This is a genomic window from Pseudomonas paraversuta, assembly GCF_904067025.1.
In the GTDB taxonomy this organism is placed as follows: domain Bacteria; phylum Pseudomonadota; class Gammaproteobacteria; order Pseudomonadales; family Pseudomonadaceae; genus Aquipseudomonas; species Aquipseudomonas paraversuta.
Genome location: NZ_CAJFDA010000001.1, coordinates 636,862 through 660,152 on the forward strand (window position 1 = coordinate 636,862; position 23,291 = coordinate 660,152).

A 23,291-nucleotide genomic window follows, 5' to 3' on the forward strand; every position below is an offset into this window, starting at 1 on the left:
AATCAGGATTCGGTATTTAAATGCGTAGCAAAGCGTTGAAGGCGCGAGCGCGGCGGGTCACTTCCCGGGTGCTGTCAGCACCAAACAGGCCGTGTACCACTGCCAGCAAATCGGCGCCGTGTTCCACCAATGGCGCTGCGTTATCCAGGGTGATGCCGCCAATCACACAAATCGGCAGGGCCAGTCGCGAGCGTGCCTGATCAAGCACGTCCAGGGTCGCGGTGGGAGCCCCGGGTTTGGTGCTGGAATTGAAGAAGCGGCCGAAGGCGACATAACTCGCGCCTTCCCCGGCGGCCTGCTCGGCCAGTTCAACCTGACTGTGGCAAGTGGCGCCAATGATCGCCTGTCGGCCCAGCAGGGCACGGGCGGGTGTCAGCGGGCCATCGGTCTGTCCGAGGTGCACGCCGACGCCAAGGCGCGCCGCCAGCTCGGCATCATCATTGATGATCAGGTGCGCCTTGTAGCGCTCACACAAAGTGCGCAAGGCCTCGGCTTCGCGAAGGCGGCGGGCGTCGTCGCTGCTTTTGTCGCGATATTGCAACAGCGTCAGGCCGCCATCGAGGGCCGCCTCGACAAAAGGCAGCAGCTTGCCAGCCAGCAGCTGGCTGTCAGTGATTGCATACAGGCCGCGCAGGGTCATAGGTCGAGCCTCATGGTTACGAACAGAAGTCCAGCGGCAAGCGACGCGGGACAAACTGTCCCTGCCCCAGCTGCTCGGCATCACGCAACGTGCGCCACGTGTAATTGAGTGCGGTTTCTACTGCGCTGACCAGATTTTCGCCGATGGCCAGGCGCCCGGCCAGGGTGCTGGCCAGGGTGCAGCCCGAGCCGTGATAGCTGCCAGGTAAGCGATGGCAGGTAAAGGTGTGACGGCTGCCGTCGCGGCTGTAGAGGCGGTTATGGACTTCGTGTTCATCGCCGTGTCCGCCGGTGATGAGCAGGTGCTGGCAAAAGGGCAGCAGCTTTTCGGCGCATTCATCGGCGCTGCCGTCGGGCAGTTCGGCGAGGATGCGGGCTTCGGGGAGGTTCGGCGTGGCGATGGTGGCCAATGGCAGCAGTCGCTCGCGCATGGCATAGCCCACTTCGTCCTTGCCCAGTCGTCCGCCACCGCCGGCCCGCAGCACCGGGTCACAGACCATCGGCAAGTGCGGGTGGGCCTGAAGCAGTTCGACCACGGTGTCGACCATTTCCAGTGAGCCGAGCATGCCCAACTTGACGGCCGCAACCGTGGAGTCGCTGAGCACGGCATTGGCCTGGGCCAGTACCCACTCGCGATCCAGCACGCGGAAATCGCTGACATTGACGGTATTCTGCACAGTCAGGGCGGTGACCACGGGAGCGGCATGACAACCTTGAACCAGCAGGGCTTCGATATCTGCCTGCAAGCCGGCACCCCCACTGGGGTCATGGCCGGAGAGACAGAGGACAACGGGGCGAGAACTGTAGATATTCATGGTGCGCGAGCTTACCACCAAACGCTTTTTTGGGGCGGCTTGCTCCGCGTCGGTCATCTGGCAGCCAGCAGATTTCATTTGCCGTTAAAAACATCCGGATAAATCGCGCCATGTCCTCTGTAATGGCCGTAATAGAGCCTTCGCTCATAATTTTACGGTGATGTGCATCTGCCACTAATGGCTATGCTAGAGTGACGTCAAATTAATAACAGGTCGTCGGGTCGACGTGCTCTCCAAGGGAACAGGAGCTTGCGCACGTCACCGGGGGCTACCGCTGGGGCTGTATGCGCTATTTGTTCGTGATGTTATTGGGCTGGCTACCGATGCTGGTCAGCGCAGTGGACTTCGATGAAGCCACCCAGAGCCTGCCCTTGGGCCGGGTAATGCAAGTATTCGAAGACGTTGACGGTCAGGCGACGCTGGCAGATGTTATCGCCCGGGACGGTCTGTTCCGCAACCATGAGAAAGACTCGTTGAATGCGGGCTACTCGCACTCGGCTTTCTGGCTCAAGGTGGACTTGAGCTACCTGCCGCAGAACCCGAACATCCATCGCACCTGGCTGCTGGAACTGGCCTACCCGCCAATGGATCACATTGATCTGTATCTGGCCGACGCTTCAGGCAACTATCGCCTGGCCGAGCGCACCGGCGATGCACTGCCTTTCGACAGCCGCCAGATAAAAGAAAACAATTACCTCTTTGAGCTCAACTTCAGCCCGGGGCAAAGCCAGACCGTGTATTTGCGTCTGGCCAGCCAGGGCTCGGTCCAGGCGCCGCTGACGCTGTGGTCGGCGCAGGCATACCTCGAACAGCAGCCGGTACGGATTTATATCCTGGGCCTGATTTACGGCGTATTGCTGGGGATGCTGGTCTACAACCTGTTTATCTACCTCAGTGTGCGGGACACCAGCTACCTCTATTACATTTTCTATATCGCCTCGTTCGGTTTGTACCAACTGTCCGTCAACGGCGCGGCGGTGCAGTACTTCTGGCCGAACAATCCGTGGTGGGCCAATGCCGCCACGCCATTTTTGATTGGCTCGGCGGCATTTTTCGGTTGCCAGTTCGCCCGCACCTTTTTACACACCGCCTCCCACAGCCGCTGGCTGGACCGTGCCCTGATGTTGCTGATGGCCGTGGGCGTGCTGGTCATGGTGCTGGCCCTGACCACCAGCTATGCCGTGTCGTTGCGCCTGGCAACCGGCCTGGCCCTGGCATTCATCGTCACGATCTTTACCTCCGGCGTCGTGGCCTGGGTGCGCGGCTTGCGGGTGGCGCGCTACTTTGTGATCGCCTGGTCGGCCTTTTTGCTCGGCGGTCTGGTCAATACCCTGATGGTGCTGGGCTATCTGCCCAATGTATTCCTGACCATGTATGCCAGCCAGATCGGCTCGGCCATCGAGGTCGGCCTGTTGTCGCTGGCGCTCGCGGACCGGATCAATGCCATGCGTGACTTGCAGGCGCGGACGTTGCAAGAGTCCGGGCAGAAACTGGCCGCAATGAACCAGCAACTGGCCCACACCAACCAGCTTAAAGATGAGTTTCTGGCAACCGTCACCCATGAATTGCGCACGCCAATGAACGGTGTGATCGGCTCTCTGGAGTTGATCAAAACCCTGGACATGGGCCCTGAGCTTGAACTCTACACCCAGACTGCCGAGGGCTCGGCGCGAGAAATGATGCATATGGTCAATGGCATCCTGGCCCTCACAGAGCTGCAGGCCGGCCGGCTTGGCATGCGCGCGCAGTCCTTTGCTTTGAGCGAGCTGGTGCAGAGCCTGAGCGATCAGTACGGGCCGACTGCACGCAACAAGGGGCTGCAATTTTCCTATGAGATAGCGCGCAACCTGCCCGATCAATGGGTCGGCGATGTCGACAAGATTCGTCAGTGTCTGGAGTGCTTGCTGGATAACGCCATCAAGTTCACTCGCGTCGGCGGGGTGATTCTACGGGTCACCGGCAAAACCGCAGGGCCGGGACGCTGGGCGCTGGCCTTGAATGTGATCGACAGCGGAATCGGCTTTGTCCACATTGAAGAGGCCGAGCTGTACCAGAACTTCTTCCAGGTCGATGGCTCCATGACCCGCAGCTACGGTGGTCTGGGTATCGGTCTGGCGATCTGTCGGCGTTTGGTGGAACTGCTGGGCGGGCGCCTGACCCATCACTCGCAGCCGGGCCAGGGTTCGCAGTTCCAGCTGTTGCTGGAGCTTGAATCGCCGCTTGAGAGCACGCAGCAGGCTGAGGGCCTGAGCCGAACCCCGAACGAGTGTGTGGTCTTGCTGGTGGAGGACAGCAGCCCCGGCCAGGTAGTACTGCGCGGCATGCTGCTCAAGCTGGGTTATCGGGTGCTGAGTGTCGACAGTGGCGGGGAGGCAATCGATGTTCTGCGTCGCGAACGGGTAGATGCCGTGGTGCTGGGATGCCCGTTGAACCTGGTCTCGGGGACGTCGATGGGCGGCCAGCTGCTGACCCTGGCGGCCTGTGCGAAGCTGCCGGTACTGGCGCTGTTTGAATCTGAAACCGAGGCCCGGCAAGCGCTGCAGCAGGTCGATGGCATCACTGACTACCTGATCAAGCCCGTGCGTTATGAAGACGTACAGCACCTGATGTCAGAGTGGTTGCTGCAGGGGCCTGAGGGCAAAAGCGCCGGACTTTAGACGCTTATACCCCTTGTGATGATGGTCATGCGTGCTTCACTGGGTCCACCAGATTGATTCTTGGAGCCCGCACCATGAACCTGCATCAGTACGCCGAAACTCACCAGGTCACCAATCAGCCGCCCTCTCTGGACGGCGTCAACCTGTACCGCATCGACCTGCCGCTCCAGCACTGGGGCCGGCACTTCGGTGCGGGCTGGGCGCAATCGCGGATCGATGACTACGGCGCACTGGCAGGTGGCCCCTTGATGGCCGCGGGTTTTCTGGCCAATGAAAACAAACCGGTATTTGTCAGCCATGACCGTTTTGGCCATCGCATTGATCTGGTGGAGTTTCACCCTGCCTATCACGAGTTGATGCGAACCGCGATCGAGCACGGTTTGCCATCGTTGCCCTGGACCGACCCACAGCCCGGCGCCCATGTGGCACGGGCCTGCATGACCTACCTGCACAGCCAGGCCGAAGCCGGCAGCGGCTGCCCCCTGACCATGACCTTTGCCAGCGTTCCGGCCTTGCGCCTGCAGCCGGACATTGCGCAAATCTGGTTGCCGAAAATTCTCGCGCCCCATTACGACCCGCGCAATGTCGATATCAGCCACAAAGCCGGTGTGACCATCGGTATGGCCATGACCGAGAAGCAGGGCGGGACCGACGTTCGCGCCAACACCACTCGCGCCTACCCCGTGGGCGCGGCCGGGCCGGGGGAGGCTTATGAACTGCTGGGGCACAAATGGTTTTGCTCGGCGCCAATGTGTGATGGTTTCTTGACCCTGGCGCAAACCGACAAGGGCCTGAGCTGTTTCTTGTTGCCGCGCCATCGCCCGGACGGCAGCCGCAACGAGTTCTATATCCAGCGTCTGAAAAACAAGCTGGGCAATAGCTCCAATGCCTCCAGCGAAGTCGAGTTTCGCGGCGCGCTGGCGTGGATGGTTGGCGAGGAAGGGCGCGGCGTACCGACGATTATTGAAATGGTTGCCATGACCCGCTTCGACTGCATGGTGGGCTCCAGTGCCTTGATGCGTCAGGCGCTGACCCAGGCCAGCCATCACTGTGCCCACCGGCTGGTGGGTGGCCGGGTGCTGGCCGAACAACCCTTGATGCAAAACGTCCTTGCGGACCTGGCCCTGGAAAGCGAGGCCGCCCTGGCCTTGAGCCTGCGCATGGGCCGCGCGCTGGATCACCTGGATGATGGGCAAGAAGCCAGATTCTCGCGTTTGGTAACGGCGGTGGGCAAATACTGGATCTGCAAGCGGGCCCCGGCCATGATCAACGAGGCCGCCGAATGTATGGGCGGTGCGGGGTATGTCGAAGACAGCATCCTGCCGCGTCTGTATCGCGAGGCACCGGTCAACTCAACCTGGGAGGGATCGGGCAACGTGCAGTGTCTGGACGTGCTGCGGGCCCTGTCCAAAGAGCCGGGGGTGCTGGATGCGCTGTTTGCCGAACTGGGGGACGGGCATGGCAGCGTGCATCTGGCGCAGCACATCGGGCAGTTGAAAAAAGCCTTCACGGACACCGATGACATTCAATACCGGGCGCGGCAACTGACAGAAGATATCGCCCTGGGCCTGCAGGCCAAATTACTGCTGGAGGCGGGTGACAGTGACGTCAGCGACGCATTTATCGCCAGTCGCCTGCAAGGCAGCGGCCGGGCCTACGGAACTATGCCCCGGGGCCTGAACGTCGCCGCGATTGTCGCCCGCTCAACTGCGCAGCTGTGACGCGCACCAATCTGGTAGTCGCTGCCGCAGGCTGCGATGGGCTGCGTAGTGGCCCTTAGCGCAGCCTGCACCCGCGACGACAAGGCCCTGTGCTTTGATCTGCGATGCAGGCAAGATAAAGGCCTGCCAGTTCAGAAGACAGGATGCTTATTGTGACCGAAGCTTTTATTGTCGTTTCAACCGCTGAAGAGGCCGTAGACCGGCTAGCGGCCCTGCACGAACGCGCAACCGTTGCGTTGAGCCAGGCACTCAAGCGTTACCTCAAGGATCGAGTCGAACCCAGCGCCGAAGAACGTGCCCTGTTCCGCTACCCGGAGCTGCGCCTGACCAACACCATCCATGGCGAAATCCCGACCATTACCCGGGCATACGCCAAGGTTCAACTGCCAGGCACTTACAGCATCACCGTGACCCATCCCGGGGCGTTCCGAAACTACTTGCTCGAGCAACTGGTGCCCTTGATGCGCGACTTCACGGTCGAAGTCGAAGTCGGGGTCAGCCAGCAAAATATTCCTTACCCGTATGTGGTCGAACAGGGCGATGAGCTCGCCGGTTCCGGGGTGACTGCCGCCGCACTGGCGCGAGTATTCCCCAGTACCGACCTGTCTGCCGCGACCGATGCGATTGCCGACGGCCTGTACGACTGGGAAAACACCGATCCGCTGCCGCTGGCCCTGTTTGACGCCGCCCGTGTCGACTTCTCGCTGCGTCGCCTGGTGCACTACACCGGCAGTGACTGGCGCCACGTCCAGCCGTGGATCCTGCTGACCAACTACCATCGCTACGTTGACCAGTTCATCCTGCATGGCCTTGAGCAACTGCGCGACGACCCGCGGTTTGTGCGCATGGTGATGCCGGGCAACGTGATCATCGAAAAATCAATGGACTACGGCGAAGCCCAGGCCATTGCGGCAGGCGTGGTCTGGCATCGCTATCAAATGCCGGCATACCACCTGCAGGCCAATGACGGGCATGGCGTGACCCTGGTCAATATCGGCGTGGGCCCGTCCAACGCGAAAAACATCACCGATCACCTTGCGGTACTGCGACCGCATTGCTGGCTGATGATTGGTCACTGCGGCGGTCTGCGTCAGTCGCAAACCATTGGCGACTACGTGCTGGCACACGCCTATATGCGCCGCGACGGAGTCCTTGACCGGGTGGTACCGCCCAATATTCCGATTCCGGCCCTGGCGGAAGTACAGCTGGCGCTGCAGGAAGCTGCGGCCCAGGTCACTGGCGAGCGCGGCGATGAACTGAAAAAACGCCTGCGTACCGGGACTGTCCTGACCTACGACGACCGTAACTGGGAACTGCGCTGGGCCCAGGAGCGTCCGCTGATCAACCTGTCCCGGGCCGTGGCGGTGGACATGGAAAGCGGCACCATTGCCGCCCAGGGTTATCGTTTGCGTGTGCCTTACGGCACCTTGCTCTGCGTCTCGGACAAGCCGCTGCACAGTGAAATCAAGTTGCCGGGCTCGGCCAATGCGTTCTATGAACGGGCTGTGAGCCAGCACTTGAAAATCGGTATCGCTGCCGTGGACTTGATGCGCTGCCAGCTCAACTCGCTGCACTCGCGCAAACTGCGCAGCTTCGACGAGCCGCCGTTCCGCTAGTGGCGGCGGGTCATTTAGCGATCAGGGGCCAGGGCTGTTGCACTGAAGCGCCAACAGCCCCTAGCATTGTCTGCCCTGATCGCCAGATGTCCTGTTTGCCATGTCCCGTCCTGTTCGCCCCGCCCCACGCCGCCCGGCACAAAAAGGTTGTGCCCCTCAAGCTGCCAGTCGTCGTGTGGCCAAAGCGCCGCCGGCTGATCCCAAGCTGTATCTGTTCAACAAGCCGTTCGACGTGCTCACCCAGTTCAGTGATGAAGGCGGGCGGGCGACGCTCAAGGACTTTATCCCCATTCCCGGCATTTACCCGGCAGGGCGTCTGGACCGGGACAGTGAAGGCTTGCTGCTGCTGACCAACGACGGCCAGTTGCAGGCGCGAATTGCCGACCCCAAACACAAACTGCCGAAAACCTACTGGGTGCAAGTGGAGGGCGAGGCCACGCCCGAACAGCTGCAACAGCTGCGTGACGGCGTGCAACTCAATGACGGCAAGACCTTGCCCGCCGAAGCACGGGCCCTTGAGGAACCGCAGCTATGGCCGCGCAACCCGCCCGTGCGGTTTCGCAAAAGCGTGCCGACTTCATGGCTGGAGCTGGTGATTCGCGAGGGCCGCAATCGTCAGGTGCGGCGCATGACGGCGGCGGTGGGTTTGCCGACCTTGCGCCTGGTGCGCGTGCGCATTGGTGACTGGACGATTGAAGGGCTGGACCAGGGGCAATACAAGGAAGTGCCGGCGCGGCTATAGCGCGCCCGACTCGATCAAACCGATAACCACGCTCTTGATGATGAACGCAGCAACGCCCAGGCCCAGCACGAAAAACAGGATAAATGAGCCGAAGCGCCCGGCTTTGGATTTCTTCGCCAGATCCCAGACGATAAAGGCCATGAAAATGATCAGGATGCTGACCAGAATCGTCATCATCCACTCTTCAAGCAGGGCAGGGTCCATCAGTGTTCTCCAGCGTCATCGGGGATAAAAACCGGGAACAGTATACGCCAGGGCATTGCAGCGGATATTGATCCAGGTGCAGACACTTGATCTGCTCCGGGAGCCGGCATGCCAGCTCCCGCAGGCTTTCAGGTGCGCAGGTGGGTCAACGGCAACTCAGTGCTGTTGAGCACTTGATTGAGCACAAAGCTCGAGCGCACGCTGGTCACGCCATCAATGCGGGTCAGGTGGCCCAGCAGCAGTTTTTGATAGTGGTCCATATCGGGCACCACCACTTTCAATTGATAGTCCGCGTCCATCCCGGTTACCAGGCTGCATTCCAGTACCTGGGGCAGGCTGCGGATCGACGCTTCAAAGTTCTCGAAACGCTCTGGCGTGTGCCGGTCCATGCCGATCAGCACGTAGGCAGTCAGGCTTAACCCGAGCTTTTTTCGATCCAGCAACGCGACCTGACGCGCGATATAGCCGTCATCCTCCAGTTGCTTGACCCGCCGCGAGCAGGGAGAGGGAGACAGGCCGATTCGCTCGGCCAACTCCTGGTTCGAGATGCGCGCATCGCGCTGTAATTCCGCCAAAATACTCAGATCGTACCGGTCGAGTTTGCTCACGAAGACACCCTTTCTCATAACTATTGCGTGAAAGTATCCGCTGTAAGTTAAAAATTGCGCAAGTCATGTTTTATTGAGCAATATTAGCAATCCTTTGCTGCGGTCGCGGGCCTATTCTTAACACCAGAATCACTGCCCGGACATACAGTCCACTGCGGCCCGCCGAATCAGGCCAGCCGCGGCCGCCAGCCCCACAGGGGTGTACCGGCCCCCGGGCTACGCACTGTCCAGAAGACGGCGCGAGGTGAGCCAACATCACGAGTGTTGAGCCAGGACAGAAAAATTCAAAGGGCGACCGACGGGTCGCCCTTTTTTATTGTCCGAAAAAAAGGCGCGCAACTGATAGTCTTTCGCAGAACCGGTTCGCGGTTTTCCAGTCTTATCTATACGCCCTATCCCTCCGCGAGAAACAGCATGAAACCGCACATCTGGCGTTTGGCTACAGTTGGCTTGCTTTGCGTGAGTATCAGCGGCCAGGTGTTGGCCGAAGAACAGCGAGGCGATGAAGGTTCTCAGCACGCCCGCCCCGGTAACGGGCAGCAACACGGACAGCCACACGGGCAACAGGGACAGGGCGGCAATAATCAGCCGCGCCCGGAACACAATCAGGGGCGACCCCAGGGCAACCCGGGCAATCAGCCGCGCCCCGAGCACAACCAGCCCCAGGGCGGGCAGTGGCAAAGCCGTCCGCATCAAGAGCCCAACGGTCCCGGCCGACCGGGCCAGCCCGGCCACAACCTGCCGATCCAGCCCCGGCCCGATGCCGTACACCAGAGCCAGGCGCCGAACCGTGGTGGCAATCAGAACTGGCAAGGCGGCGGGCATGGCTCACGGCCGGGTAACAATTTTGGCCCCGGCAACAATCATCCCAACGATCAACGCTGGGCAGGTCGCCCCAGCGGCCATGGCAATGGCTGGGGCGCCGGGCCGCAATACCGGCCGGGTTATATCGTCGACCGATTCCCGGGCCAGCACTGGCAGGTACCTTATCGCGGTCAGAACTACTTCTTTTCCGGTGGTTACTGGTATCGCCCACAAGGCCCGCGTTACATCGTGGTGCAACCGCCTTACGGGATTCGCGTAGGGTATTTGCCCGACTATGCGCGGGAACTATGGATCGGCAGCACCTTGATGTTCCTGGCGGCGGGGGCCTATTACCAGTATCAGCCTGCAACCCAAGACTACATCGTGGTTCAGCCGCCCGTGACACAGCCGCAACCGCAGCCGGTAAGCAATGGTTATGACGTGGTGGCCTACCCGGCGAACGGCCAGAGCCCTGCGCAAATCAACCAGGATCGCTACGACTGTTACCGTTGGGCTGTGCAACAAAGCGGCTTTGACCCGGCCCAGGTCACCTATGCGCCTTCACCGGTAGTGGTTCAAACCTACCGGCAGGCGCAAGGCAACTGTCTGAGCAGTCGCGGCTACCAGGTCAACTACTGAGGGGTTGCCCTGGGCTTGACCACTTCCTGGGGGTCGGCGTGCACCAGCACTTCGGCCCGCGGGTAGGCCTTTTCGATTGCCGCTGCCGCTCTGTCACTGATGGCGTGAGCCTCTGACAGGCTCAACTCTCCCGGCAATTCCAGGTGCAGCTGCACAAACCAGATACTGCCGGAAATTCGCGTGCGCAGATCGTGGGCGCCCAGTACCCCGGGCACGCTGCAGGCCAGCTTCAGCATGTTATCGCTGACGTCGGTCGGTAACTCCTGGTCCATCAGCACCGCAAAACTCTCACGGGCGATCTGGATAGCGCTCCAGAGGATGTACACCGCAATCCCCAGACCAAACCAGGCATCAAGCTGCGGGAAACCGACGCTGGCCAGCACCAGTGCCACTAAAATACTGCCATTGAGCATCAGGTCGGAGCGGTAGTGCAGCGAGTCGGCCCGCACTGCATTGGAGCCCGTGGCCTTGATCACGCGGTGTTGCAGGATCAGCAGGGCCACGGTCATCACCAGGGAAAATATAATCACGCCAATCCCGATCCACGGCGCGCCCAACGGCTCCGGATTTTTCAGGCGCTCGAAGGCCTGAAAAGCGATCAGCACCGCACTCACCCCGATAAACAATGCCTGGGCCATGCCCGCCAGCGATTCGGCTTTGCCGTGGCCATAGCGGTGATCGTCGTCAGCCGGGCGCAACGCGTAATGCACGGCGAGCAGGTTGAGAAACGAGGTCACGCCATCGAGGAGTGAGTCGGTCAACCCGGCGAGCATGCTGATCGAGCCACTGAGCCACCAGGCGATGGCCTTGGTCACGATCAGAAGACTCGCCACCGCCACCGAAGCGCGGGTGGCCAGGCGTAACAGGCGAGCGTGTTCCGGGCTACTGGTCATGGGCCATCCTTATCTACGGGCTTCAGGCTGCGGGGATCAAACCGTACATGGCCAACTGTTGCACGCTGCCTTTGTGCTGGATCAGGCGCGGGTCGTCCAGCGGGAAGCTGCGGCCCAGTTCACTTTCGAGAATGGCCTGGAGCTTGCTGTTGTCCACTTTGCCATCTGCGCCTATGGCTTCGCGCAGTTTTTCCGGGGCAATTTGCGCGGTTTTACCCGGCGGGAAATAAATCGCTCCGGTGGCGAAGTCGACCCCGAAAGCGATCAGGCCCGGAATCACATAAAACAGCAGGCCCACGGCATCGAGCACGGCAATCATGGGATCGATCTTGCCGTCGATCTGGCCGCGTCTGTCAGGGAAGAAAATACTGCCGCAAGCAGTTAATTGGCTGAGCAGGGCTGCAACCACCACGCCGCCAATCACACGGGAAGACATACGCATACAAAAGACCTCGAAGAAGCTTGAAGAGTCGAAACCGGGATTAAGACCGTGCTTAATGCCGAACTGTTCGCCGTTATACTCGTCGCTCTGTTCTGGAGCCACCATGATTTCTCTGCCGATTGATGAAGTTTTACCCGCGCTGCGCCAGGCCTTGCGTGAACGCCACGAAGCGGTGCTCGAAGCACCCCCCGGCGCCGGTAAAACCACCCGTGTTCCGCTGGCCCTGTTAAACGAGCCCTGGCTCGCCGGGCAGAAGATTCTGATGCTCGAACCCCGGCGTCTCGCGGCCCGTGCGGCAGCTGAGCGTCTGGCCAGCGAACTGGGGGAAAAGGTCGGCGAAACCGTCGGATACCGGATCAGGTTAGACAGCAAGGTGGGGCCCGCCACCCGCATCGAAGTTGTCACCGAAGGCATCCTCACCCGCCGCTTGCAGCACGACCCGGCGCTGGAAGGCGTGGGCTTGCTGATCTTTGACGAGTTCCATGAGCGTAGTCTGGATGCCGACCTGGCCCTGGCTTTGAGCCTCAACGGCCGCGAGCTGTTTCGCGATGAACAGCCGCTGAAGATCCTGCTGATGTCCGCCACCCTTGACGGCGAGCGGCTGGCCAGTTTGCTGGACGACGCGCCGGTGCTGCGCAGCGAAGGGCGGATGTACCCGGTGGCCATGCGTTGGGGGCGGCCGTTTGTGCCCGGTGAGTTTATCGAGCCGCGGGTGGTGCAAACGGTGCTCGATGCAATCAATGATGACAGCGGCAGCCTGCTGGTGTTTTTGCCCGGTCAGGCCGAAATTCGTCGGGTCCATCAACAATTGGCTGACGCGCTGGCTTCGCGCAGCGACATCCTGCTCTGCCCGCTGCACGGTGAACTGGACCTGAACGCGCAACGTGCGGCGATCGAGCCCGCTCCCGGGGGCATGCGCAAAGTGGTGCTGGCGACCAACATTGCCGAGACCAGCCTGACCATCGATGGCGTGCGGGTCGTGATTGATGCCGGGCTGGCGCGGGTGCCGCGCTTTGATCCCGGCAGCGGCATGACCCGTCTCGACACCCAGCGCATCTCGCGGGCCAGCGCCACCCAGCGCGCCGGCCGGGCCGGGCGTCTGGAGCCCGGCGTCTGTTATCGCCTGTGGTCCGAAGACCAGCATGCACAATTGGCCGCCTATGGCAGTGCCGAAATTATCCAGGCCGATCTGGCCGGGCTGGCGCTGCAACTGGCGCGCTGGGGGGTAACCCCGGAGCAACTGATCTGGCTTGATGGGCCACCCGCGGCAAGTTATGCACAGGCCCGGCAGTTGCTGGAACGCCTGGGCGCCTTGCGCGACGGGAAACTCACGCCCCACGGCGAAGCCATGGCCGAGCTGCCTGCGCATCCGCGCATTGCTCATTTGTTACTGCGCGGGCAAGACCTGGGGCTGGCCGACATGGCCTGCGATGTAGCGGCGCTGCTGGGCGAACGCGATATTTTGCGCGGCGCCGGGGCCGATGTGCACAGCCGGCTGACCTTGCTCTGGGGCGAAAGCCGCGCCGCGCGGGGCGGGCAGGGCGGTGTGCAGCGGGCCAAACAACTGGCCCGGCAGTATCGGGGCTACTTGCGCGGCAAAGCCACGCAACCGGTCGCAGATCCCGATCACCCACGCTGGCTGGGGGCCTTGCTGGCGCTGGCCTATCCCGACCGCGTCGCGCAACAACGCAAACCCGGGGGGGCGGAGTATCGGCTGGCCAATGGTCGGGCTGCGTTGTTCAGCGAGGTCGACGGCCTGATGAAGCAGCCCTGGCTGGTGATCGCCGACCTGGGCAGCCGTCAGGGGCAACGTGAAGAACGGATCTACCTGGCGGCCGAGTTTGATCCCGGGTTGCTGGACAACGTGCTCAGCGAGCAAGTCAGCGTTGTCGACCAGCTCGACTGGGACGAGCGTGAAGGGGTGTTGCGTGCCGAACGCCAGCGCAAGGTCGGTGAGCTGGTGCTCAGCCGTGAGCCGTTAACCGGGCTGGACGCAACTGCGCGCACCCGGGCGCTGGTCAATCTGGTCCGGCGCAAGGGGCTGGAGTTGTTGCCCTGGAACCCTGAGCTGCGCCAGTGGCAGGCGCGGGTAATGCTGCTGCGCCAGCTGGATCTGAGCGCCCAAGCGCAAAGCGAATGGCCGGATGTGAGTGATGCAGCGCTGCTGGCTTCCCTTGAGGAATGGCTGGCGCCGTATCTGGAGCGCGTTTCGCGTCTGAGTCATTTCGCCAGCCTCGACCTGTCCAACATAGTGCATAACTTGCTCAAATGGCCCTTGCCCCAGCGGCTGGATGAGCTGGCGCCGCATCACATCAAAGTGCCGTCGGGGTCGTCGGTACGGCTGGACTACAGCGAACACCCGCCGATTCTGGCCGTGCGCCTGCAAGAACTGTTCGGCCTGGCAGATACTCCGCGCATTGCCGGTGGCCGGCAGGTAGTCAAGCTGCACCTGCTGTCGCCGGCGAGGCGTCCGGTGCAAGTGACTCAGGATCTGGCCAACTTCTGGCGCAGCACCTACATTGAAGTAAAAAAAGATTTGAAGGGGCGCTATCCGAAACACTACTGGCCCGACGACCCGTTGGTGGCCGAACCGACAGCCCGGATCAAACCGCGTAAACCTTGAAGCTCGACCCCTGACCCCATAGACGCGAGCTGTTGTCTTTAAAAGCTCGCTCCTACAGATGCAGATATAGGGGCGCTCAATCAATCGGTAACAGAAGCCGTCCCAGCACCGGCAGGTGGTCGGAAATGGTCAGGGTATCTTCCTGGCGCACATAGCCTTCGATGCGTTGCAGTTTCGGGCTGTAGAACAGGTAGTCCAGGGTGCGGTCAGGGGCTTCGGCACGCGGGTCGTTGGGGAAATGGGTCAGCCACAGTTCACGGTCGATGCCGGTGGCTTCAGGGTTGCTGGGGATCATCGGGTACTTTTCCCACAGCAAGTGCAATTCACTGTCCGGCGAATAACCCGCTCGCAGTTCGGCGGGCAGGCGCAAAAACTGGCCAATCGGCAACAGGTTGAAATCACCGCCAATCAGCCAGGGCGTGCCCTGGCTTTCGAATTTGTCGAGCAACACACCGGTGGCCTGCATTTGAAGGAGCAGGTTGCTGTTGTCCAGGGTCGGGGCATCGAACTGGGTGTTGATGGCAACAATTTGCCCGCCGTCGTTAAGCGGCAGGTAGTTAACCAGCAGCGCAGGTTTTGGCTGGAACTGACGGCTGATGATATTGGCTTCGGCCACGGGCAATTGCAGGCGCTCGGCGTGTTCGATCTGGTAACGGCTGAGGGTGACCAGTTTGCGCCCGACACTCCCCAGAATATGCCAGTCGGGGACGAAGTCAGCCTTCCAGGTAAAGGCCTGGGTGCTGCAGGGGTATAGATCGACCAGGCGCTCCTGCAGTAGCGCGAGCTGGTCTTGATAGTCACTGGCCTTGGCGTTTTCATCGAGCTCTTGCAGCAGTACCAGATCGGGCTGCTCATCGCGTATCACCCGCGACACTTCATCCAGGCTGAAAGCCATGTCTTCACGGGTCGGGCGCAGGTCCGGACCGCTGCCATCAACCAGGTTGTACCAGAACACATAACGCTTGCCTGCCAGGTACTGGACATTCCAGGTCATAACCTTGAGCGCCTGGCCCGGTACCAGCACCGGGGCTGTGGCCGGGCAGACGAGTGCCAGCACCTCTTTGGCATCGGGTCGCCACGTAACGCTGTAAATCAGACTCGCCAGCGCGGCTGCAAGCAGCAGCAAACCTGACAGGATGGGGCGTAATAAACGTGGCATGGGCTCGGCTTAAGACGTAGCGGGAATTGCCGAGGATACCGGACAGCTGTCCGGCACCCAAGGAGAGGTATACAGCGAATCGTCCCTCTTACTTGTCGGATGGTTCGCCGATGAGCATAAACAAGCGATACAGCACGACTGACAAAAACAGCTGCAAAAAGCTGTTGGCACTTTCCAGGGCCAGCGCGAGCAACGGGTTATCGTCCTTTTGGAACAGCGAGAAGCTCAGCTCCTTGAGCATCATCAACGGCCCGAGTACCGCCAGCAAGCAGACAAAAATCCGCCAGAAGTGTCCGCGGCTCATGGCGAAGCTCGATTTCAGGGCGGCCAGTGGTGGATCACCGCGCAATACCAGGCGGTATTCGGCAAACGCAAACACCACGGTCAGAAAAATCCCGGGAACGAAAAACATCGATAGCCCGAGCACGATCAGCAATGTACTGATGGCCGCGAGCAGGGCGAATCTGGGCCACAGCGTCAGTGCCTGGGCCAGCAGCTCACGATTGCGCGGGCTTTCGCCACGGCTGCGGGCGTCGAGAAACAGAATCAGCGCGCCGGTGTACAGCGGATACAGAAGCAAACCCACGAGCAGGCCATAGCCGGGCGATGGGTCGGGGCCCACGGCGTTATCCACCATGAGCTGCAGCACGGCCTCAAGGATCACCAGCGGCAAGCACAGCGTCACGATTTGTCCCAGATTGCGCTGGAAGAAGTACAGGGAGTCGCGAATAACAGTCAGCGGATTCATTGTCAGGTATCAGCAGTCAAAAGCGGTGCGTCACTTTAACCGATGCCAGGCGATGGAGAGCAAATGTAAACGTTCTTGTTACGACCCGCCCGGTGTTTGTGAGCACGCCGGGCGGTTTATCCGCGCAAGTCCTCGACAGGCTGGCATACTGCGGCCTTGTTTTTCAGCAGCTGCCCGATTGCCTGGGCACCATGGGGTTTGCCGGTGAAAAGAATTGCGGTCTTCGCAGATGTGCAGAACCTCTATTACACAGTTCGCCAGGCTTATGGCTGCCACTTCAATTACGCGGCGTTGTGGGCTGACATCAGTCAGCGCGGTGAAATCGTCGAGGCCTATGCCTATGCGATCGACCGGGGTGACAGCAAACAGCAGCAGTTTCAGCAGATCCTGCGCAACCTCGGTTTCACGGTAAAACTCAAACCCTACATCCAGCGCAGCGATGGCTCGGCCAAGGGCGACTGGGACGTGGGTATAACCATCGACATCATGGATGTTGCGGCCAATGTCGATGAGGTGGTGCTGGCTTCGGGTGACGGTGATTTCGATCTGCTGCTCGAACGCATTGCCAGCAAGCACGGGGTTGAAACCGTGGCTTATGGGGTGCCTGGCCTTACCGCCAATTCATTGATTCGTGCTGCTGGCCGTTATGTACCGATAGAAGGCAGCTTGCTGCTCAAGTAATTTCCATTTTTTACAGGATTGACCCGGTTTGGAACGCATCGCCGTAATTGACTTTGAAACCACAGGTATCTCCCCGAGCAGCAGCTGCCGGGCGACCGAAATTGCGGTGGTGATTCTTGAACAGGGGCGCATTGTCGAGCGTTACCAGAGCCTGATGAACGCGGGTGTGCGGGTGCCGGGCTTCATCGAGCAACTGACCGGCATCAGCAACGCCATGTTGCGCACGGCGCCATCTGCGCAGCAGGTGATGAACGAGGTCAACGAGTTCGTCGGCACCACGCCTTTGCTGGCTCACAACGCCGCGTTCGACCAAAAATTCTGGGACTTCGAGATGGGGCTCATCAAGCGCACCCGCTTGCAGAACTTTGCCTGCTCGTTGCTGCTGGCCCGGCGTTTGATGCCGGCGGCGCCCAATCACAAGCTGGGTACCCTCACCACCTTCGCCCAGTTGCCCCATACCGGCCAGGCTCACCGGGCCATGGCCGATGCCGAAATGGCAGCCAACCTCACGACCCATCTGGCTGAGCAACTGCGTCAAAAGCACGGCCTGCGAGAGTTGAGCCACGATCTGTTGCGCAGCCTGCAAAAAATTCCTGCCGCCAAAATCAACGAACACCTCAAGCGCTGTCGCGGGTTCTGAAGACCAGGGCCTGTGTAGGCGCGAGCTTGCTCGCGAGCCTTTAGCAGCGGCCCTGTCGCGGCCAAAAGTGTACGGCCACTTTTGGCCGGTTCTGTAACTTAATATTGCCCCCGGCTTTGGCTAAACTCCTCCATCCCCTGCCTTTGCCTTCGAGCTGCCTCCATGCCTGCCGCACGTCGTTTCCCGCTACAACTGATCGGTGCCTTTTTTGCGTTGTATGTGATTTGGGGTTCGACCTATCTGGTCATCCGTATCGGCATCGAGTCCTGGCCGCCGCTGATGATGGCCGGGGTCCGCTTTCTGGTGGCAGGCAGCTTGATGTACGGTTTCATGCGCTGGCGCGGGGCGCCCGCACCGACCTTCGTGCAGTGGCGCGCAGCCGGCATGATCGGTTTTCTGTTACTGGCGTGCGGCAACGGCGGGGTGACGCTGGCGGAACACTCCGGGGTCGCCTCGGGTGTCGCGGCGCTGGCCGTGGCCACCGTGCCGTTGTTTACGTTGCTGTTCGGCTATTTCTGGGGCGCCCGCAATACTCGTCTGGAATGGGCCGGGATTGCCCTGGGACTGATCGGTATCGGCATGCTCAACCTGGGTTCCAACCTGCAGGCCAGCCCGATAGGCGCCGCGATGATTTTGTTTGCCGCCGCCGCCTGGGCATTCGGTTCGGTGTGGAGCCGGCACTTGCCGCTGCCGGCCGGGCCCATGGCCAGTGCCGCCGAAATGCTGGTGGCGGGCGCCGTGCTCTTGATTGGCAGCCTGTTGAGTGGCGAGCGCATGACCCAGATGCCCACTGCCGCAGGCTGGGGCGCATTGCTCTATCTGGTGTTCTTCGGTTCGATCATTGCCTTCAGTGCCTACATGTACCTGCTGAAAAACGTACGCCCGGCGGCGGCCACCAGTTACGCCTACGTCAACCCGGCCGTGGCGGTGATGCTGGGCATCGCATTCGCCGGCGAGACCATAGGTTTCGAGGAGTGCCTGGCGATGGCGGTCATCATCAGCGCCGTGGTGTTGATCGGTTTGCCGCAGTGGCGCAAGCAGAAACCGGTCTGAATTAGGGTAAACTGCGCGCCATTGCAACTTATGCACCCCTGCGCTGACCTTTTTCGACGGTATCCCCATGACATTCGCCACCCTTGGCCTGATCGAACCCTTGCTGCGCGCTCTTGAGACGCTCGGCTACAAGACCCCAACCCCGGTTCAGGCCCAAGCGATCCCCGCAGTGCTGGCTGGCCGCGACCTGATGGCCGCCGCCCAGACCGGCACCGGCAAAACGGGCGGTTTCGCCCTGCCGCTGCTGCAGTCGCTGACCATGGAAGGTCCGAAAGTTGCCAGTAACATGGTGCGCGCCCTGGTACTGGTGCCAACCCGCGAACTGGCCGAACAGGTTCACGAGAGCATCCGCCAGTACGCCGAGCATTTGCCGTTGAGCACCTATGCGGTCTACGGCGGCGTCAGCATCAACCCGCAAATGATGAAAATGCGCAAAGGGGTTGATGTCCTGGTGGCCACTCCGGGTCGTCTGCTCGATCTCTATCGGCAGAAGGCGATCAAGTTCACCCAGCTGCAAACCCTGATCCTCGATGAAGCGGATCGCATGCTCGACCTGGGCTTCTCCGAAGAGCTGCGGGATATCTACCGCGTATTGCCGAAAAAGCGCCAGACCCTGCTGTTTTCGGCAACCTTTTCTGATGCCATCCGCCTGTTGGCCGAGCAGATGCTCGACAACCCGCTGAGCATCGAAGTCAGCCCGCGCAACGTAGCGGCCAGCAGCGTCAAGCAATGGATCATTCCGGTCGACAAAAAGCGCAAGCCGGAGCTGTTCCTGCATTTGCTGCGCACCCAGCAATGGAAGCAAGTGCTGGTGTTTGCCAAGACCCGTAACGGTGTCGATGAACTGGTGGGCAAGCTGCAAGGCCTGGGCATCAACGCCGACGGCATTCATGGCGACAAGCCGCAGGCCACGCGTCAGCGTGCGCTGGACCGGTTCAAGGCCAGCGAAGTGCAAATCCTGGTCGCGACCGATGTTGCCGCCCGTGGTCTGGATATTGAAGACCTGCCGCTGGTGATCAACTTCGACATGCCGATCGTGGCCGAAGACTACATCCACCGCATTGGCCGCACTGGCCGTGCCGGTCAGAAGGGCGAAGCGATTTCGTTTGTCTGCGCCGATGAAGTGAACATGTTGTCGGCGATCGAGATGCTGACCCGTCAGACCTTGCCGCGCCATGAACAACAGGACTTCGAGCCGGAGCACCGCGTCCCCGAGACTGATGCAACCGGTCAGGTGATCAAAAAGCCGAAGAAGCCGAAAAAACCGAAAACCTCAGGCGGTGGTGGCAAGCGCAACCTGGGTAAATGGGTCGACAGCGGCGAAGCTGCACCGGTTGAACCTTCGGTCAAACCCGTGCGTAAAGTCCCTGTGTTCAATACCGGCCCGCGCAAGCGCAAGCCGTAAGCCAAACCTGCTTGTCCGCGACGTCATCGCGGGCAAGCTCGCTCTCGCAAGCGTCAGGCTTTGAGCCAGCTCAAAAGCCCCAACCCTGCGGCCCTGCCACTGGCAAAACAGCCTGTTAGCAAATAGCCGCCGGTGGGGGCTTCCCAATCGAGCATTTCCCCCGCGCAGAACACCCCCGGGATGGCTTTAAGCATCAGGTTTTCATCCATCGCTTCAAACCGCACGCCTCCCGCGCTGCTGATGGCTTCGTCCAATGGACGGGTTTTTATCAGGTTCAGCGCCAACCCCTTGATTGCCTGAGCCAGCCTCTGCGGGTCGGCAAAGCACTCGGCCGGCGTCAATTCGCGCAGCAGCGCGGCTTTCACCCCGTCTATCCCCAGTTGACTGTGCAGATGCTTGCTCATGGAGCGCGAGCCGCGAGGTTTGGCCAGTGCTGCGGCAACTTTATCCACAGGCTTGCCCGGCAGCAGATCGATCAGGATGGTGGCCACCCCCTGTTGATTGATCGCCTCACGAATCGGCGCCGACCAGGCGTAAATCAGGCTGCCTTCAATGCCGCTGGCGGTAATCACGCACTCACCCAGACGCGGGGTGCTGTTTTTCAGGGCAATCGCGATGTTCTTCAGGGGGGCTCCGGCAAACTTGCTGCGCAGCACTTCACTCCAGCCCGCCACATCAAACCCGCAGTTGCTCGGCTGCAGCGGCGCCAGTTCCACCCCGCGCCCGGCCAGAAGCGGCATCCACGCCCCGTCCGAGCCCAGGCGAGCCCAACTGCCGCCGCCCAGCGCCAGTAACACCGCATCAGGCTTGAGTTGCTGCTCTCCTGTCGGGCTGTCGATCCTTAACTGGCCATCGGCATGCCAGCCCAGCCAGCGATGGCGGGTGTGGATAACTACCCCGGACTCGCGCAGACGCTTGAGCCAGGCGCGCAGCAATGGCGCGGCTTTCATATCGGTGGGAAATACCCGGCCTGAACTGCCGACAAAGGTTTCGATGCCCAGGTCGTGAATCCACTGGCACAAGGCCGTAGCATCGAAGGCCCGCAGCAGCGGAGCCATTTGCGGGGCGCGCTCGGCGTAACGTGACAGGAATGCCGGGTAGGCTTCGGAATGAGTGATGTTCATGCCGCCGACACCGGCCAGCAGGAATTTGCGTCCGACCGAGGGCATGGCGTCATACAGATCGACCCGCACCCCGGCCTGGCTCAGCACTTCAGCGGCCATCAGGCCTGCGGGCCCACCGCCGATAATGGCGACGTGGCGGGAAGGGGAGGTGGTGGGCTCTGTCATGGCGGGGCTGCAAATCGGCGAAATAAGTCGCGCATTCTACCTGACTAATCTCCATATGCCCTGCAAGACCGCTGCCCCTGCAGGGGGTGGGTTGGCCTTGTGGGCGCTGGCTTGCCAGCGATGGCATCGATGCCAGGATAGAGCCAATTGCGTCGCCTGCATGGCTGGCAAGCCGGCGCCCACAGAAGATGGATGTTGTCTGTATGAAAAACATACAGCTCTCTGCAGCCCATAGACTACGTGGCCTGCAAGAGCTTTCACTCAGGTTATCCACAGGCAGTTCCACAGGCATTGTGGGTAATTAGTAGCAGCCGGAAGACAGCCAGACCTTTTGTGCACTGTGGTGCAGGATCCCGTGGCGTCGGGCCAGGGCTTTGCGATCTTTGCTGTAACCGCCGCCTATAACACCGACGACTGGAATATCCCGTCCCAGGCAGTGGCGCATCACGCTCTCATCGCGCGCGGCGACGCCGGCATCGGTCAGCTTCAAATAGCCCAGGGCATCGTCCTTGTGCACATCGACACCGGCGTCGTACAGCACCAGATCGGGCTGATACAGCGCCAGCAGGTAATTGAGCGCGTCATCCACCACTTGCAGATATTCGGTATCCCCCATGCCCATGGGCAGGCCAATGTCCCAGTCGCTTTGTGCCTTGCGTGCCGGAAAATTCTTTTCGCAGTGCAGGGAAACGGTAATTGCATCCGGCGTATGTTCAAGAATCCGCGCCGTGCCATCGCCCTGGTGTACATCGCAATCGAAGATCAATACCCGGTTTACCCGGCCGCTTTCCAGTAGATAGCGGCTGATGACTGCCAGATCATTGAAGATGCAGAAGCCCGCGGGGTGGTCGTAGTGGGCGTGATGAGTGCCACCTGCCAGATGACAGGCCAGCCCGTGCTCAAGGGCCTGTTCGGCCGCCAGCAACGAGCCGCCGACCGCGCGGATGGTGCGGCGTGCCAGCGCTTCACTCCAGGGCAGGCCCAGGCGTCGCTGGTCCTCGCGGGCCAATTCACCGGCCATGTAACGCTCGATGTAGGCGCGGTCATGGGCGAGGGCGAGGATATCCACAGGGCACAGTTCGGGGCGCAGCAAATCGGCGTCGCGGGTCAGCCCGGACTGGACCAGGTGATCGCGCAGCAGGCGGAACTTGTCCATCGGGAAGCGATGCTCCGCCGGGAACTCAGGGCTGTAGTCATCGTGGTAAATCAGAGGTAAAGGCATGGGATTTCGCACCGAACGAGCGTTTGATATTAACAGCGCTGTACACTGCGAGGTATTCGAAAAGCCCGGTAACAAATCGGAGATAACAGATGGAGCAGATTAAAGAGCTCGAAAGTGCCCGTTTGCGGTTACGCCCGTGGCGTGACACAGATTTGCCCGAGTTCGCTGCGATGTCTGCCGACCCTCAGGTGATGCGCTATTTTCCTGCGCCCTTGAGCCGTCTGGAAAGTGCCGCGCTGATAGGCCGGATTCGTGGTCACTTTGCCGAATACGGCTACGGATTGTGGGCGCTGGAGCGCAAGGATACCGGGGCCTTCATCGGTTTCACCGGGTTGTCCAATGTCAATTTTGCCGCACCTTTCACGCCGGCCGTGGAAATTGGCTGGCGCCTGGCCCCGGAACACTGGGGCCTGGGCTATGCCAGCGAGGCGGCCTGGGCGGCGCTGCGCTGCGCCTTTGACCGATTGGCACTGGATCAGGTGGTGTCATTTACCAGCCAGTTGAACCTGCCGTCGCAAAAGGTCATGCAGGCGATCGGCATGCAGCACGATCCGGACGGTGATTTTGAACATCCCCGGCTGCCTGAAGGGCATCCGCTAAGGTCACATGTGCTGTATCGCATTACGCGGGCACAGTGGCTGGAAACCCTGCACGGCTAGGCAGGCCGAGAGCGGCGAAAGCCAGAATTTTG

General features: G+C 61.0%; 21 protein-coding genes. 11 read left to right on the forward strand and 10 right to left on the reverse strand.

What is annotated here, in order from left to right:
* Window positions 1-16 precede the first annotated feature (16 nt).
* Both thiE and JQ848_RS03090 read right to left on the reverse strand, forming a co-directional pair.
* Window positions 17-640: a thiamine phosphate synthase gene (thiE, locus tag JQ848_RS03085; RefSeq protein WP_202210251.1), complete on the reverse strand. Its 624-nt coding sequence runs from the start codon at window positions 638-640 to the stop codon at window positions 17-19.
* A 16-nt stretch (window positions 641-656) separates the two neighbouring features.
* Window positions 657-1,454 carry a hydroxymethylpyrimidine/phosphomethylpyrimidine kinase gene (locus tag JQ848_RS03090; protein ID WP_003444128.1) on the reverse strand — a complete coding sequence of 266 codons (798 nt, stop codon included), beginning with the start codon at window positions 1,452-1,454 and terminating at the stop codon, window positions 657-659.
* 284 nt (window positions 1,455-1,738) lie between these two features.
* Here JQ848_RS03090 and JQ848_RS03095 point away from each other — a divergent pair, with 284 nt between their 5' ends.
* The 4 genes from JQ848_RS03095 (at window position 1,739) to JQ848_RS03110 (ending at window position 8,190) form a co-directional block, all read left to right on the forward strand.
* Window positions 1,739-4,111 (forward strand): hybrid sensor histidine kinase/response regulator, encoded by a 2,373-nt coding sequence (locus JQ848_RS03095; protein WP_202210252.1) that lies wholly within the window; start codon window positions 1,739-1,741, stop codon window positions 4,109-4,111.
* 74 nt (window positions 4,112-4,185) lie between these two features.
* Complete coding sequence (locus JQ848_RS03100; protein ID WP_202210253.1) at window positions 4,186-5,832, forward strand: acyl-CoA dehydrogenase family protein; 1,647 nt, start codon at window positions 4,186-4,188, stop codon at window positions 5,830-5,832.
* A gap of 143 nt (window positions 5,833-5,975) precedes the next feature.
* Window positions 5,976-7,448, forward strand: a complete 1,473-nt coding sequence (gene amn, locus JQ848_RS03105) for an AMP nucleosidase (RefSeq protein WP_202210254.1) — start codon at window positions 5,976-5,978, stop codon at window positions 7,446-7,448.
* Window positions 7,449-7,623: 175 nt separating this feature from the next.
* Window positions 7,624-8,190, forward strand: coding sequence for a pseudouridine synthase (locus tag JQ848_RS03110; RefSeq protein ID WP_003444118.1), 567 nt, complete (start codon window positions 7,624-7,626; stop codon window positions 8,188-8,190).
* Here the strand turns inward: JQ848_RS03110 and JQ848_RS03115 are convergent.
* Both JQ848_RS03115 and JQ848_RS03120 read right to left on the reverse strand, forming a co-directional pair.
* On the reverse strand, window positions 8,185-8,394 hold the full coding sequence (locus tag JQ848_RS03115) for a DUF2788 domain-containing protein (RefSeq protein ID WP_003444116.1): 210 nt from the start codon (window positions 8,392-8,394) through the stop codon (window positions 8,185-8,187). The two genes, JQ848_RS03110 and JQ848_RS03115, sit on opposite strands and share 6 nt — an antisense overlap.
* 128 nt (window positions 8,395-8,522) lie before the next feature.
* Entirely contained in the window at window positions 8,523-9,002 is a 480-nt protein-coding gene (locus JQ848_RS03120) for an Lrp/AsnC family transcriptional regulator (protein ID WP_003444115.1), read from the reverse strand.
* Window positions 9,003-9,416: 414 nt separating this feature from the next.
* Here JQ848_RS03120 and JQ848_RS03125 point away from each other — a divergent pair, with 414 nt between their 5' ends.
* A complete protein-coding gene (locus tag JQ848_RS03125; RefSeq protein WP_202210255.1) occupies window positions 9,417-10,445 on the forward strand; it encodes a DUF6515 family protein in 1,029 nt (342 codons plus the stop codon).
* Here JQ848_RS03125 and JQ848_RS03130 read toward each other — a convergent pair.
* Window positions 10,439-11,338: a cation diffusion facilitator family transporter gene (locus JQ848_RS03130; protein WP_003444111.1), complete on the reverse strand. Its 900-nt coding sequence runs from the start codon at window positions 11,336-11,338 to the stop codon at window positions 10,439-10,441. The genes JQ848_RS03125 and JQ848_RS03130 overlap by 7 nt on opposite strands.
* A gap of 22 nt (window positions 11,339-11,360) precedes the next feature.
* The gene (locus JQ848_RS03135) at window positions 11,361-11,780 is read right to left on the reverse strand and encodes a hypothetical protein (protein WP_003444109.1); all 420 of its coding nucleotides are present in this window, start codon (window positions 11,778-11,780) and stop codon (window positions 11,361-11,363) included.
* A gap of 103 nt (window positions 11,781-11,883) precedes the next feature.
* Here JQ848_RS03135 and hrpB point away from each other — a divergent pair, with 103 nt between their 5' ends.
* Window positions 11,884-14,403 carry an ATP-dependent helicase HrpB gene (hrpB, locus tag JQ848_RS03140; RefSeq protein ID WP_202210256.1) on the forward strand — a complete coding sequence of 840 codons (2,520 nt, stop codon included), beginning with the start codon at window positions 11,884-11,886 and terminating at the stop codon, window positions 14,401-14,403.
* 76 nt (window positions 14,404-14,479) lie between these two features.
* Here hrpB and JQ848_RS03145 read toward each other — a convergent pair whose 3' ends face one another.
* Window positions 14,480-15,562 carry an endonuclease/exonuclease/phosphatase family protein gene (locus tag JQ848_RS03145; RefSeq protein ID WP_003444041.1) on the reverse strand — a complete coding sequence of 361 codons (1,083 nt, stop codon included), beginning with the start codon at window positions 15,560-15,562 and terminating at the stop codon, window positions 14,480-14,482.
* Window positions 15,563-15,650: 88 nt separating this feature from the next.
* Window positions 15,651-16,310 carry a YciC family protein gene (locus JQ848_RS03150; RefSeq protein ID WP_003444039.1) on the reverse strand — a complete coding sequence of 220 codons (660 nt, stop codon included), beginning with the start codon at window positions 16,308-16,310 and terminating at the stop codon, window positions 15,651-15,653.
* Between the two features lie 204 nt (window positions 16,311-16,514).
* On the opposite strand from JQ848_RS03150, the gene JQ848_RS03155 reads away from it, so the two are divergent.
* The 4 genes from JQ848_RS03155 (at window position 16,515) to JQ848_RS03170 (ending at window position 20,089) form a co-directional block, all read left to right on the forward strand.
* Window positions 16,515-16,991, forward strand: a complete 477-nt coding sequence (locus JQ848_RS03155) for an NYN domain-containing protein (RefSeq protein ID WP_003444036.1) — start codon at window positions 16,515-16,517, stop codon at window positions 16,989-16,991.
* A gap of 28 nt (window positions 16,992-17,019) precedes the next feature.
* Entirely contained in the window at window positions 17,020-17,631 is a 612-nt protein-coding gene (locus JQ848_RS03160) for a 3'-5' exonuclease (RefSeq protein WP_003444033.1), read from the forward strand.
* A gap of 162 nt (window positions 17,632-17,793) precedes the next feature.
* Window positions 17,794-18,684 (forward strand): drug/metabolite exporter YedA, encoded by an 891-nt coding sequence (gene yedA, locus JQ848_RS03165; RefSeq protein WP_003444031.1) that lies wholly within the window; start codon window positions 17,794-17,796, stop codon window positions 18,682-18,684.
* Window positions 18,685-18,751: 67 nt separating this feature from the next.
* The gene (locus JQ848_RS03170; RefSeq protein WP_003444029.1) at window positions 18,752-20,089 is read left to right on the forward strand and encodes a DEAD/DEAH box helicase; all 1,338 of its coding nucleotides are present in this window, start codon (window positions 18,752-18,754) and stop codon (window positions 20,087-20,089) included.
* Between the two features lie 53 nt (window positions 20,090-20,142).
* On the opposite strand, the gene JQ848_RS03175 is transcribed toward JQ848_RS03170, so the two are convergent.
* A complete protein-coding gene (locus tag JQ848_RS03175) occupies window positions 20,143-21,378 on the reverse strand; it encodes a TIGR03862 family flavoprotein (protein ID WP_202210257.1) in 1,236 nt (411 codons plus the stop codon).
* A 301-nt stretch (window positions 21,379-21,679) separates the two neighbouring features.
* On the reverse strand, window positions 21,680-22,600 hold the full coding sequence (locus JQ848_RS03180) for a histone deacetylase family protein (RefSeq protein ID WP_010655530.1): 921 nt from the start codon (window positions 22,598-22,600) through the stop codon (window positions 21,680-21,682).
* A gap of 89 nt (window positions 22,601-22,689) precedes the next feature.
* On the opposite strand from JQ848_RS03180, the gene JQ848_RS03185 reads away from it, so the two are divergent.
* Complete coding sequence (locus JQ848_RS03185; RefSeq protein WP_003444023.1) at window positions 22,690-23,259, forward strand: GNAT family N-acetyltransferase; 570 nt, start codon at window positions 22,690-22,692, stop codon at window positions 23,257-23,259.
* Window positions 23,260-23,291 lie beyond the last annotated feature (32 nt).

Coding starts and splice junctions, on each gene's coding strand:
- thiE (WP_202210251.1), bottom strand. CDS start 640: ATGACCCTGCGCGGCCTGTATGCAATCACTGACAGCCAGCTGCTGGCT.
- JQ848_RS03090 (WP_003444128.1), bottom strand. CDS start 1,454: ATGAATATCTACAGTTCTCGCCCCGTTGTCCTCTGTCTCTCCGGCCAT.
- JQ848_RS03095 (WP_202210252.1), top strand. CDS start 1,739: ATGCGCTATTTGTTCGTGATGTTATTGGGCTGGCTACCGATGCTGGTC.
- JQ848_RS03100 (WP_202210253.1), top strand. CDS start 4,186: ATGAACCTGCATCAGTACGCCGAAACTCACCAGGTCACCAATCAGCCG.
- amn (WP_202210254.1), top strand. CDS start 5,976: ATGCTTATTGTGACCGAAGCTTTTATTGTCGTTTCAACCGCTGAAGAG.
- JQ848_RS03115 (WP_003444116.1), bottom strand. CDS start 8,394: ATGGACCCTGCCCTGCTTGAAGAGTGGATGATGACGATTCTGGTCAGC.
- JQ848_RS03125 (WP_202210255.1), top strand. CDS start 9,417: ATGAAACCGCACATCTGGCGTTTGGCTACAGTTGGCTTGCTTTGCGTG.
- JQ848_RS03130 (WP_003444111.1), bottom strand. CDS start 11,338: ATGACCAGTAGCCCGGAACACGCTCGCCTGTTACGCCTGGCCACCCGC.
- JQ848_RS03135 (WP_003444109.1), bottom strand. CDS start 11,780: ATGCGTATGTCTTCCCGTGTGATTGGCGGCGTGGTGGTTGCAGCCCTG.
- hrpB (WP_202210256.1), top strand. CDS start 11,884: ATGATTTCTCTGCCGATTGATGAAGTTTTACCCGCGCTGCGCCAGGCC.
- JQ848_RS03145 (WP_003444041.1), bottom strand. CDS start 15,562: ATGCCACGTTTATTACGCCCCATCCTGTCAGGTTTGCTGCTGCTTGCA.
- JQ848_RS03150 (WP_003444039.1), bottom strand. CDS start 16,310: ATGAATCCGCTGACTGTTATTCGCGACTCCCTGTACTTCTTCCAGCGC.
- yedA (WP_003444031.1), top strand. CDS start 17,794: ATGCCTGCCGCACGTCGTTTCCCGCTACAACTGATCGGTGCCTTTTTT.
- JQ848_RS03170 (WP_003444029.1), top strand. CDS start 18,752: ATGACATTCGCCACCCTTGGCCTGATCGAACCCTTGCTGCGCGCTCTT.
- JQ848_RS03175 (WP_202210257.1), bottom strand. CDS start 21,378: ATGACAGAGCCCACCACCTCCCCTTCCCGCCACGTCGCCATTATCGGC.
- JQ848_RS03180 (WP_010655530.1), bottom strand. CDS start 22,600: ATGCCTTTACCTCTGATTTACCACGATGACTACAGCCCTGAGTTCCCG.
- JQ848_RS03185 (WP_003444023.1), top strand. CDS start 22,690: ATGGAGCAGATTAAAGAGCTCGAAAGTGCCCGTTTGCGGTTACGCCCG.